The organism is Candidatus Woesearchaeota archaeon (assembly GCA_030651375.1).
Taxonomy (GTDB): domain Archaea; phylum Nanobdellota; class Nanobdellia; order Woesearchaeales; family UBA12501; genus JAUSFM01.
Genome location: JAUSFM010000003.1, coordinates 48440 through 61553, shown reverse-complemented (window position 1 = coordinate 61553; position 13114 = coordinate 48440). Strand labels below are relative to the sequence as shown.

The 13114-nt window shown below is 47.4% G+C and carries 6 protein-coding genes; 1 reads left to right on the top strand and 5 read right to left on the bottom strand.

Going from position 1 to position 13114, the window contains the following annotated elements:
• Window positions 1-52: 52 nt before the first annotated feature.
• Entirely contained in the window at window positions 53-313 is a 261-nt protein-coding gene (locus Q7R76_00365; GenBank protein ID MDO8642031.1) for a hypothetical protein, read from the bottom strand.
• 140 nt (window positions 314-453) lie between these two features.
• On the opposite strand from Q7R76_00365, the gene Q7R76_00360 reads away from it, so the two are divergent.
• Window positions 454-1470: a hypothetical protein gene (locus Q7R76_00360; GenBank protein ID MDO8642030.1), complete on the top strand. Its 1017-nt coding sequence runs from the start codon at window positions 454-456 to the stop codon at window positions 1468-1470.
• A gap of 5 nt (window positions 1471-1475) precedes the next feature.
• On the opposite strand, the gene Q7R76_00355 is transcribed toward Q7R76_00360, so the two are convergent.
• The 4 genes from Q7R76_00355 to Q7R76_00340 form a co-directional block, all read right to left on the bottom strand.
• On the bottom strand, window positions 1476-2168 hold the full coding sequence (locus Q7R76_00355) for a hypothetical protein (GenBank protein MDO8642029.1): 693 nt from the start codon (window positions 2166-2168) through the stop codon (window positions 1476-1478).
• Window positions 2165-2707: a hypothetical protein gene (locus Q7R76_00350; protein MDO8642028.1), complete on the bottom strand. Its 543-nt coding sequence runs from the start codon at window positions 2705-2707 to the stop codon at window positions 2165-2167. Before Q7R76_00350 ends, Q7R76_00355 begins: the two co-directional genes overlap by 4 nt.
• A gap of 85 nt (window positions 2708-2792) precedes the next feature.
• Window positions 2793-12017, bottom strand: coding sequence for a hypothetical protein (locus Q7R76_00345; GenBank protein MDO8642027.1), 9225 nt, complete (start codon window positions 12015-12017; stop codon window positions 2793-2795).
• Window positions 11983-13050, bottom strand: coding sequence for an Ig domain-containing protein (locus Q7R76_00340; protein ID MDO8642026.1), 1068 nt, complete (start codon window positions 13048-13050; stop codon window positions 11983-11985). Before Q7R76_00340 ends, Q7R76_00345 begins: the two co-directional genes overlap by 35 nt.
• Window positions 13051-13114: the final 64 nt, after the last annotated feature.

Here is a 13114-nt window from a genome sequence, read left to right as displayed (position 1 = left end):
ACGAATAATAATTAAACATAAAAAAAGTATATAAACTTAAAATCGGCTATCTTTATCCAGGAATTGACTGGAAGTGTTTATTTCTCCCTGTTTTCGTGTTGTTTGAGTAGCTCCTGATGATATTGACTGCTCTGCCGTTGCTGCCAATTTCAAAACTCACCTTGGCGCCCTTGATCATGCCGCCGGGGCCGGTGGAGCGCTTGCCTGCTGCTTCGTCAAAAAAGGCGGACAGCCCGCTGACCTGATCAGAAATAATTTCACCAAAAGCAGTGCCTGATGGCGTCTTTTTGATTATGCCTACATATCGTCCCATGCTATCACCTAAACATGTTTGATACGTTGATTTTTATAAAGTTTGTCGTCGTGCCCTCGAAAAGCACCTTGGATGTTAAAGTCATTATTTAGTGGTAAAATTTCGAAAGTTTTATAAGAAAGCGGGGTTCAGCAAAGGCAATGGACCATAAACCTGTTCTTGAGAGCATGGTGCTTGCGCACCAAGTTGCTCATCTCAACGCAATTCTCAAGGGTGAACTGCATCCACTGCCGCTACCGAAGCCTGAAAGTCTTGGAACAAAAACACGCGAGTTTGTATCGACAATGCGAAGTGCAGATTTTATTCCCTATGCAGTTCGCCTTGCACACCAGACTGACCCAAACCTGTTTATTTTGCTTCTTCCCGACAAAAAACAGTACCCGGAAGACCCGACCATTGAACACGCCGTTGGATTATTCGCACAAATGTACGAACGTGGCATGCCCTTCTTTGATTTTTATCTTGCCACTCTTGAAACAACTGAAGATGCAAGCATTGTGCGTTTTGAACAGGCACAAGAACTGCGTAAATTCATAACTCAGTTCAGAAGAGTACGCGTTTCGCCGCCGCAGCGAGTTGCTGACCACCATCTTCGTGGTGCTGAATCAACTGCCATTGCTGCACGAGACCAACACGCGTACCTTAATGCCCAAATAGAGCGATTTAACCTGTACAAGGACGCTATTAGAAAAAATGTGGGCTCGGGGCCGGGAATTGCGATGATACAGCTTCGCGACGGCTGCAACCCAGCATTGTTTGACATCTTTGACAACGCAGGGCTCACCTATATTGCGGTCGCTCCGTCGTATGCAAACGCTCAGCCTTCAATGATGACCCTTACCACCGTTGTTGGCGGCATTGACTGGCTTTTTGCTGACCAGCATATTGGACGCATCCATACACTTCTGGGCTTAAGGGGGATCACTGATATACCTCATGAGACTGTACACAACGGGCTTGAGGAATCAGGATACCGCCTGAACAAACGAGAGCGAACGTATACACTTCCTGATGGCCACGGTCAGCTGAAAGTTGAGATCCTGCACATGGACGGGGATGGCAACCGAGAACGCAGAAAAAGCATGCTCACCGTATCAGTTCCCCGTGCCTGCAACGACCTTGTCGAAGCGCTGGGAAAGTATGTGCATGGGATATAAAATTTCTAACGAGGTGCTTGAATTCTCCAATATGCGCCCGGATGGTCTGTATCAGCACGATAACACCATGATGTTACAGAATCAACAAAGAGGCCATCTTGTTTATGCGCTGACAAAAGAGTAATGCTTTCCGGCGCAACACAGAGTACTTTGTTCTGCTGATAAAATGATTCTATAGAATTATCTTGCCACCACCGATGGCTATGATGAGGAGCACGGGGAAGAATAATCTCGGGTCGATGAAACAGAACAACTCCTGGGTTTAGTATACTTCCCTCACTTTTTCGTCCGCGAACTTCGACAAGATGATCGCCGGCAAATTTTTTTCCGAGCCGTTGAACCGCGTGCCTGAGTGCAATATCTTGCAGATGCGTGGCAGGTCCTTCTTGGATGGAATAATCCGGTCCTGAGCTCACGTTTGATGACGCAGTATCATAGACGTCAGATGCGGTACTGACAAGCCAGTCAAGCACGGGAGGGTTGTTCTGTAAATGTTCAACATACGCATCTTCGTATAATTGAATTGCGTCACGTTGTCCAACAATGCGGCGCTCAACATCCCACGCAAGAGTCCAGTTGCCTTCACCGAAACGGGCGTTCAGGCCTTCAACACGTTCGTCACGCTTCTTGCCAAAATAACCGGCCTCGTGATACAGCAAAATCCAGTCGGGATTGGGAAGGGGGAACATGAGAATCACAGAAACTCAAACGTGAGAGAAACGGTTTTTTTGAATTGTGGACTCCAACCCCGATAGTGAAGTCCGTTTATTTCTCTGCCTTGTTCTTTGAAAAGGGCGCAGGTCGTGTCAGCAGAATGAAATGTATCCATTATATCAATAGGAGGTGAATATGTTTTTCTGGAAGTTAACCCCGAGGGATAAGGAACCTCTCGCTGGCGGTATTTGTGTTGAGACAATGCATCAAAGGCAGAAACAAGGCGTTCAATTCGTTGTGCCAAAAGTTCATCAGCTATCTCCACTGTTATTTTTTCTTTTCCAGCGATATACGAGGAGGATACGGTTACACCAGGAGCTGTATAAACTGCTGAACTTGAGGTTGAAGAAGCAGCAAAAGATACCTGCACATCCGGGGATGCATCACGAAGAAGAGAGGTGAGGTAGGCGTCAAACAAACTGGCATAGTGAACATCTTGGATTGGAGCTCCAGGATCAGTCAGCTGAAATGGATTTACCCCAGCGAGTACGCGCATATCCAGAGTACGTTCAGAAAGTACCATATTGTCGCTGATACAAAATCGCCCTATTTAAACCTTTCTCTTTTTTTGCCACTAAACGATAAGAAATAAAAAAGTAAAGAACCAATTAAGGTGCTGCTGATTGAGCAGTCTTTTGGGCAATAACATCAAGATCAATAGCTGCCAAGAGCTGGTCTTTTGGCGATGTTGGCTTTACTAAGGGGCCTACTTCACTAAACGCGCCAATCTCGATAGAATTGCTCATATGTTCAAATTTAAGCCCTTTTTTTGTCCCAACAATAAAATGAGGAACCGAAGATGCCCATTCAGGCTTGACCGCATACATAAGCACTACGGCTCTTCGATGCGGGTACTTAATCTGGTGAAGCGCTGCAAGAAACGCCGGAATAGTTCCCTTAAAGGTTGAATCAACAAAGACAACATCCTCATCGCCCACATTTGCTTCCCGATAAATTCTCCATGCTTCTTGGGCAAATGCTGGATCAGTATCGAGCTTAACCTTGAGCCGATTAGTTACTTCTTGCATAAACCGCTGATATGCAATTTTTCCTTCAAGCCCGGATGACGCAACTGCGTCACGCGCCTCAACCATAATACCTGACTCGTCTTCTTGTTTATAGAGTGTGCTGTACACCATGCCTTCTTCTGTTCTGCGCTGAACCGCTGCCATGCCAGGGTCTCGCGCAATCATTCGATAATAGTCCAAGCGTTCTGCATCAGACATCATTGATATTCTGCTGACGTACGAAAGTTGAACGGGTGTATCACCGCCTTTTCGAGCTAAGCGCACCGCAGCAACTGGTTCAATATCTCCCAAGAGCCCGACAACTTTTGTTGATGGCGGCAACCCATTTTCCTGAATGTGGGTATCAAGCGCTTTATCAAACTCAATGAGCAGGTCACTATTTGCCTCAGATTTTGCACGAACACTTCCCGGTGTTTTTTGATTGGCAAGAACACGGCCAAAATCGTCGAGGATTTCAGTCTCTTCAAGCCCTTCGCGCGTGAGTATGTCCTCTAACACTTCAGAATATACTTGTTTCAAACGAACAGGATCGGTCCGGTATTCCAATGCACTTACTGATTCAAATTCAGAAGCTCTTTTTTTAATGCCGTCAAGTAAGGCGTTTGCAACCCGCACAAGCTGTTCTCTTTTTTTGCCAGGAAGTGACGTAGCTGCTAAACCAGTTCTGACTTTTTCTTCAATAAAATAAAAGTTGCCTTTGGTTTTGGTGTCGAGATAGAAAAGATCCATCAAAGAAAGAAGCGTTTCATGAACACCATACTGTTGTTTAAGAGCACCCAGTTCTGAAGAAACAACATCCTCAAGTGTCGGCTTTGTTTCCTTAAGGTGATCTATTTTTGTTTGTAACGCTATTTGATACACAGCAACGGGACGTGCCGTTTCTGAGTTGGGAATGAGCGCATTAATTTCTTTGAGTAATGCTTGACGAGACGACGAGTCAACACGCGCTGCCAAATCCTCTTCCTTCATCACTTTCACCACTTCAGTTTCTGCCTTCGCCGCATATTTCGATTCATCAACAAATACAGAGGGGAATGTTTCTGCTGTTTCAAGCGTGCCTTTCTTGAGCTTGCCGGGCTGGAAGAGACCAAAGAACCATGATTGTTTATGCTCGCCATACCACTCTTTTCCTTCCGGTGTTTCGAGGAATGTTTTTCCTGCAGGTATGCCAATCCACGCTTCGAGGTCATTTATTTTTGCCCGTGTGGTAAGCCTGTTTGTTTGAAGGTACGGCTCAAGTTTTTGTGCATCGTCAGGAAGAATTTCATCTTTGAATCTGGTAAAGTACGACCATGCTTGTTCTGATTTTCCTTCACCGCTCAACCTTTCTAATTCTTCCAGATGCGTGAACCCGAATTTCGCCGCGCCGGGAGGGATGTTGACAGGGAAATTTTTATGGTTTGCTTGTGTAACCGAACTGACGATGGGTACCTGTTTTCCAGTCGCACGTGCCAAGACCTCATTCGGATTAATCCCTTCTTCAAGAATTGCCTCAAGCCGGCGTTCGCCGCTGTATTTTATATGTGTAGCAGATTCAGGAGAAACACCAATACTAAGAAGAGCACGCTCAAGGTCATCATCTTTTAGGCTGATAAGCGAATCAGCAACCGTGTTAGTAACTGGGTATTTTTGTTTTGTGGCAACAGCAACTTTTGCTTTTTGTAAACGCTCACGTAACATAACCGCTTCTGTTTTTGCAACGATGCTTTCTTTTGGCTCAGGAATTTTTTCCCAGCCTCCAAAATCAAAGAAGATAACATCGCCGCGAGTGTACTGCTTTCCATTAAGTACTTGGTCTTTAGTGAGCACCATATATTGAATATCATCAGGAAGCCACCCATGCTCTTCTGCAGTGCGCAGACCTTGTTCAAGCTGGCGTATAGATTTTTCATTTACATACATGGCGATGTCATCAAGTGATGTAGTGGACAGAAGGGGTTCACTTCCTTTAAGGGCAATGCCTTCAACAATTTCCAGGGCCATTGCCGGATTGCCACCAATATCAACAATGCCGTAATAATGTGGTGTTGGAATAATCTGTTCAAGTTCCTGCGCTGCACTAACTTCGTGATTCCAACTGTTGACGACATCCTCAAGATTAGTAGTCACCACTCTTTTCTTTGCAATTTTAAGTGCAACATCTTTATCTACACCTTCTATTCTCCCGATGAATACAGTTGCACTCCCACCTGAATCTCCACCGGGCAGTGTTTGAGTGACCACTGCACGTGGAACTTTCCCGCGAATAGATGCAGTGTATTCAGGCGGTGCAGTGTGGAACTCCGCAGGCAATTCAAAAGAAGATTTTTGCGCTGTTGTTTGTTCTCTCCGCGGCACAAACTCACCAACAACAACTTGATCAGGCACCTGTTTTGCATAATCAGCACGCGGCTCGGATCGGCCGGGCTGCCGAGGGAACTGGCGTGCCATGCGCTCATTAATTGAGATGTATTCTCCGTTTGCAGTCGGGAGTAAATCACCGTCATTTTCAATGAGTTTTTGCACAAGGCCGCGGTCCTGCTGGCTTAATTCCTGCTTAATTTTCCCTACATTTTTTTGGGCGCCCTTCAAAATAGTCCGCGCTTCATCATCAGTATAGCCGGCACGTTTCATTTTTGCAAGAAATTCTGATTCATCTGAAACAATGTCGTCAAGTTTTTTCACAACACCGCTGAATTTTCGTTCTGCCTTTTCAAAATCAAATTCGCCCTGTTTGATAAAATCTTCATAGTTGAACAAGCCAAAGATATGGTCATTTGCAGAACTCAATACTTGGGGAATACGGTCAGAACTGACCGATTGATGCAGGATAGGATAATCAAGAATTCCCAAGAACGCTTGTTCTTCATCAAAACGGACTAGGCGAATATACGATGATGGATCGTCTCCGGCTGAATGGGGCAATTTGATAAAGCCGAGCTCGACATCGCCATTGCCAAACACTAGGTTGACTATTGCCTGCCGCTCTGCCTGTTCTGTAATTTCCGTATATTCTCGTGAGGTAAGGTGATTGTCTTTGAGAAGCGCACTTAATTTTTTGAACTGCGAACGAGGATTCTTGCTAATTGATACATAGTCGGGAATAAACTCAGATTCAATAACACCATATCCGTCGATGGTTTGCAGCCTTCGCATGCGTGGAACAACGACATCATCAAATTCGTCAAGAATCGACGCCATTCCAAGTTGTCGCCTGCCTCCATCAGTGAGCCCGATCACTTCTCCATGCTGAAGACGGGCAGAAATAGGATTTGAGGTATCTATTTTCCAGACTGCTTTTGTTCCATCAGTTCGTTCAACAATGCGTGCCTGGCTAATGCCGAGGTCTACCTTTTCAAGTTTTCCGAGTATGGACCGTTCATCGACTGCACTGGTTAGTTTTTTTGCCTTGATGCCGCTGGGAAGCGGCATGATATCTTTGACGCCGAGCCGAATAAGTTCATCTTTGACGGTATCACTGATATCTGTTCGGAGATGGATTGGTATTTTTGGCGGTTCGGCACGTGTCTCAAGGAGTGTACCTTCTGGCATGTCAAGTGGGATGTCAGATGCTATCTCAGGCACACGTTCAAACGGTTTGGTTAGTACACCTTGTTGGTTCAGATGCTGTGGAGGTTTGACCGATTGAGGAGGAGAAGGAGGAGGAAAGGTAAGAGTCTGCGTGATTGTTGGTGATTCTCCAGCCAAACGACTTGGCGAAGCAGGAAGAACGTCGAGCAGAGGTTCTGGAGATTGAATCTGTTTTGCAATGGGCCGTTCAGCGCTGGTTACTGTTTGCAGTTTTGCAAGAGAGTCCAATTCTGATGTGCGAGCAATGCGAACGCGCTCAAATTCTCTCATGGTGTCTAAAAATGTTTGCCGTGCAGTGGGAGTAAGATATTTTCCAAGGTCAACCGGAGTGCTGGCCTTGCCAACTATTTTGATCATCACAATGTTGATATTTGACGGGTTGCGCGCAGCTTCACCAACATCACCAAATTTTCCCACTGCCTGCACCGCACCGGTACGCTTGTCAACCCAGAGTTGATATCTGGCAACGCCCGTGCCAATTGTATCAGAAGGCGCTTGAGTAAGTTTTGCAATGCTTGCCTGAATTACTGCTTCGTCTCTGACGTGAGGAACCGGCACTTCTGCTGGTTTGGCAACGCTCGCCATTGCCGCGCCAAAATCTTTTTCAAGAGCTGCAGCTGCTGCTTCGATCTGGTGTCGACTTACTTCTGCACGCGCTGCATATCCGGGTTGTGGAACGTGGCCGGGTGCAAGGCCGGCTGCTGCTTCAAGGCCTTCAATCGAAGGTTGTGTCGCGTAAGCTCCGGATGCCAATTCTCCAGAACCCAGAGGCGCGACTTCAACGATTGCGCGATTCTGCTCCATCACGTGCATACCCTGCGTTACTTCGGTTGTTTCAGCTGCGCCATCAAGGTCGTGCACGTGCTGGAAGCGCTCTCGCACGGTATCTTCTGAAAGCCCCAAGCGCTCTGCAGCTGCTTTTCCTGCATCAGTTAATTCGCAGGGTGATGCACACTTTTTGATCGAGTTAACGCCAACAACTTCGTCGATATTTGCGGCGACGCCGCGCAGAACATCAGCAACATCATCGGCGCTGCGCTGCAGTGCCATTTTTGATTTGATAAACTCATCAAACATGAGAGCGACATCACGTGATTTTTCGTATTCCTTTGCAGCTTTGGTAACTTTTACTGCGGCCAACCGAATCTCTGGTTCCTTGCCAAGTTGTTTTGTTGTTTCAAAAAGGCCAAGAGCTGTTTCCAGCGGCGCGGGCTTTTCTTTGCCAAAAACAGTAATGCTGCCAATACTGCGCTGCGCTGCCTGAATTTTTTCTGCAGCAATGACTATTTTTAATTCTGCAATATCTTTTGCTGCCATCGATGCTGCTTCAGCGTTGCCCACCTGGTTAAAGGCAGTGTACATGCGTTCTGCGTTCTGAAGTTGTTTCCGTGTAGAGCTTTCAACGACTACTGGAAGAAAACCATGCTCTGCTGAGCCCAGTTTTATTTCACGGCGCGCAAGATAGCGGAATGCGTCCCCTGCTTTTTCAAAGCCAACAGCAGACGCTGCTTTCGCAAGGGGACGTCTAATCGGGGCAACGATTTTTTCAGTTGTTCGTGCAACACCACCTGCTGCTTTAGCAAGCGGGCGGACAACTTTGATGGCAACGGTTGGAAGTGTCTGTTCAATCTCATGCACGGTCTCGCCGATACGCATAAGCCGACGACCGAGTTTTCCTGCGCGCGCGAGCTGTACACCTGTTTGTGCGGCTTTAACAAGAAGCACAGAGCCAACCACGGGCAAATCAAGAGCAGTAGTAATGTCAATAGCGCGCCCTGCCATTTCAGTGGTGGTGCGCCGTCCAAGGTCAAAACTGCGATCGTAGGTAATGCCAACTTTGATTGTTTCTTTTTCAACCTCTTTCTGGAATTTTCGCAATTCATCAAATCCGGAAAGTGAGCCGCGCTGGTTCCAGAATTTGTCCTGTATTGCTGCAAGATCTTCTTTTGCAGCATACGGGTCTGCAGCAAGGTGCATTTTTTCTTCTGCAGCAGCCATCAGCACATTGAATTCCTGTTGCGGCGTCAGCGTACCGGCAGCCTGATGTATCATATATTTTCCATGGCTGCGGTAAAACCCGCTGGTGTCACCTAGAGGAATTTCTTCGCCGATAGTGTCATGCTTTTCTTGCGGGCCCATCTTGTTCCATTCGTCGATACCAATCCCTCGCTCGGCAGCAATACGTTGCGCATTCGCCGCTTGCAGCAAGTCACGGCCATATTTGTCAGCGTCTGACTCGCGTTTTTCCTTGACGTCTTTCAGTGCCCAGCCGAAAACCGTCACCATCGTTGAGCCATCCCATTCGTTTTCCTGCCGTCCTGCTTCTCGTTTGCTAATGCGCACGCCGGTTTCATCGTCGACAATCTCGCCGTAATACGCATTGCGCATTTTTTCGTATTCGGCATCAGCAAGCGGACGGTCGATAAGATCGGTTTTCAGCCGCTGTGCCTGAAGCTTGAGCAATTCACTGCCGCTCTGTTGCACTGTTTCATATTTTTTTAATGCCTGCTGAAGAAGAATCGGAGACCTGCCTTGTTTCATGTCTGCTTCCATGCCCATAAACGCAGCAAGCGCAGGATCTTTTTTCTCGATGGATGCGATGCGGTCCTTGGCACGCTGCAGCTCGGCGCCGCGGTATCGTTCATCAACGCCAATGGCAGACAAGGAAATGCGCGCACTCGTTGCAGGATCTGATTCAGCGTAGGTTGCGTCAAGAATTGCTGCTTGCTTTTCGAGCTGGTAACGCTGCCGGTCCAATCGGTCACGATCGTCTTTCATGTCGTTTACTTGCTTCAATAATTTCTGCCAGTCTTGCTCCTCTTTTGAGGCGCTAATCTGTTCCTGCAATTCTGCAATTTTCCGCTCTTTGCCGCGAATGATAACATCGACGCTGCGCAGCTGCTCGCCGATAAATGCTGCGCGTTTCAGGTCGTCTTGTTTGTCTTCACCTGCTTTTTTTTGGCCTGCAACCTCGGCAACAAGTGTTCGGTACAGCGCGTCATTTTGTTTTATTGCTTTTTTGATTCCTTTGGTTTCTTCGCCGTTCTTTTGCGCAGAAACAAGAAGGGCATTGTTCAATTCGTTTGAAGCCTGAATGTTGGTCTTTTGCAGTTCATTCATGGCGATACCAAGCGCCGCTGACGACTGTTTCATTGCGGCGCTGCATGCCTTGTCAAGGCACGAGCCGTCTGCACCAATTCGGATGTTGAATTGCTTGCCGAGTGTGCGCGCCTGCGCTTCTGCACGGTCTTGAAGTGAGAAGGATTGCTGAAGATGTTTTGCGTACGCTGGATTTGAGAGAAGCCCGACGTCAATTCCGGTTTTTATTTCCTGCGGCTGGCCGAGCATACTCTTGCCGTTCATCACTATGCTGACTGCTTGGGTCTTGCCGTTGATTTTTGTTTCATATCTGCCAATGCCTTGGCTACCAATACCAAAAAAGGTTTTTCCCCCCTCGGCACTGACATACAGCGGGCTGTCAAATGCCAAAAATGATGACTCATCAGCGTCGAGCGCGTCATTCATATCTTTCAATGCCGCCGCTGGAACATCAAATTCCAGTTTTCCGCCGCGCACATCAGCGGTGATTTCAAGGCTTTGCCGATGGATGTCATCGCTGGTTATCTCGTCGCCCGTAGAAACAACTGCAATGTTTTTTACAATCTTTGCCGCGTTTCCATTCTGACAGCCATTGCACGCGACTGACAGAAACGCCTCGTTGTCGCGCTTGCTCAGCCGTGCTCCTGATTGCTGTGTTTCTGCACGATAGTGCTTGTCGGTATAGATTCCTTCGCCGTTCATAACAAATGTTTCTGACGTGCGAGCCGGCGGCGTAAGCTGGTCGCTGACAAAGTCAAAAGTTGACGAGGCAGTTGAGCCGGTAAATGATGCTTTGTTTTGATTCGTACCAACTACTTGGCCACTGCTGACAAAGTAATTGCGCACCATGACTTTTCCGCGGCTGTACACCGTTGTTGCGCCGCTGGCATGGTTGATGAACACTTCGGCGCTCTGTCCTGCTGATGGAGAGGATTCGCGTCGTAGGCCATCTGCCTTTTCCCGCGCCTGTTCAGCACTCGCCAGTTTTTTTGGCACCAGTTCCGAGGAATCGCTCAGTTGATCGAGATGTGTCAGCACAAACTCGTTTTTTTTGCGGTCCTGCCCGCTGCTAATCACGCCGATGCCTGACATTTTATCGACAAGAACCGTTTCGCCATTTGTTTCCTGGTCATCAAGGTCAACGCCTTTTCGCATACCCTGTTTTCCACCGAGACTGTAGGTGTACACCTCTTTTCCGCCGCCGGTGATAGCAAAAGTACCATCGAGATACAAGGTTGGCGTGTTAAGTTCGACATCACTTCTGACTCCAGTGGTGATATCGCCATTTTGTTGAATCGTGAGTGATGGCGTGTCATCGGTGTCAACGATGCGCTCGCGAATACGAAAATCCATGGGCACTTTGTTGATGGTAAGCGTGCCGTGCGCAGCTCCTTCAATGGTCAGCGTTCCATCAGGCTGCAAGGCAAATCTGCTGGACCCGTCGGGTTGTACGGTGTGCGTTTCTCCGTTCTGGTTTTTGAGGGAGAATACACCCTCTTTGTACGCCAGTGCAACCGGCGCTGCGCCGGAAAAAGTGATTGTTTTTTGTTGTACGCCATCAACTTCAGTGATTTCAAAATCATCGCGAACCGCGCGGATTTCTTTTATTTTTTTGTTGTTGAAAAAATCAGCAAGACGAATTATTTTGCCGCCGGACGACAGCGTTCCCGCGTCTGAATTATAAGCAAGGCGCGTCGCCGATGCGTCAAAAACATAATTCGCTTGGTAGGCATTAGCGAAAAAAGCGCGCGCACCTTCACGAGCCTGTTGTAGGGTGTCCGGACGCTGAAAATAGGTCTTGCTTGTTTCCAGATTTTTCAGCACGTTGGCAGGCGTGTTAAAATAGCGAAGGTCAAGTTGCGCATCTTTGCCGATGTTTGTTGTGTCGCCGTAAAAAAGCGCGGCGAGCTCATCACGGTACTGTGCCTGCAATTGATGCAGCTGATCTTCAGGAGAGAGCGCCTTAAATGCATCAGGGCTTATATCACCAGTGATGGAAGTATCAGGAGTCGTGGCACTTGCTGCACCAACAGAAAGCGAAACGAGGAGAGTGAAAACGAGGAGTAAAACTAGGAACAGCACCATCACTGCTCGTTTTTTCTCAGTCCTCGACCACGAAGCGGACACTGCGTTCATCACTGGAGCCATGAGTATCAGTTGCTTTTATTTTGACGGTGAAGGTGCCAATATTTATTGGTGTAAAGGAAAACAGCCCGTCGCTGGTAATAGGAATTGAAGGGTTATTTGAGGTGAACGATACGGCATCATTGTCTGCGTCAAATGCGTCCACATCGTACGTGAACGGCACGCTTCTTCGGAGCACGAAATCCTTCAGGTTCAAAATGCGTGGCGCACTGTTTCCCGTGGCGTCCTTGCGCGGCCGTGTTTCACTAACGCCAAACCACCAGATGAGCGGTGCGTTATCAACCCAGAATTTTTCATCGTCGTCATACATGGAGTAAACCATTGTTTCCTTGTCAAACGGCAGGAGAGAAATCATGACTGTGTACTGGCTGTTGAGCTGGGCAAATGCAGGAAGATTGGCACGCTCGGGGTTTTTGGTTATGATGCCGAGCATTTTTTCGGCAGCCGCAAGCAAATCAAATGCTCTACTCGGAACCTCAGCACTGAATTTTGATAGCGTACTTACTTTGTCTTTAACGATTATTTCAAGCGGGTATGTCACATCAACAATAACGCGGTCGCGCGCAATGGTTGTTTTTGCCGTGACGTCGCCTTCGGCAATAGCCATTCCTTGTTGGGCAAAGCCAGAAAAGTCAACACACAAGGGAAGATTTTCAGCAACGTATGCTCCCAGTTCCTTTTCGATGTCGCTACGGCTTGGCATCACTTTTTTTCCGTTAAGCAGATAGTACGGAAACGCACGCTCAAAGGTGAGAAAGTTTTTTTCAGTAAAATCATCCTGCTGGAAATCCTTGTCTGTATACATCCTGCCCCCCTGATACGCAAGCAGGTACACACCAGGAGGCGTTATTTTTTTAATGCACTGTTCCACATATTCCTGCACTGCCTTGATATCCGTTGGCGCCTCAACTGCTGTGGGTTTTTGCACGCTGACGCGCTGATAATAGAACCAAAGCGAGGCGATTATGAGAAGGATAATGCCGAGTATTATAAATAGCGAAATCTGCCCCTTTTTTTGGTCCATCTGGAGACGTATCAGGGAATTTTCTTTATAAATATTATGGAGTAATTAACTTTAAATAATTCAT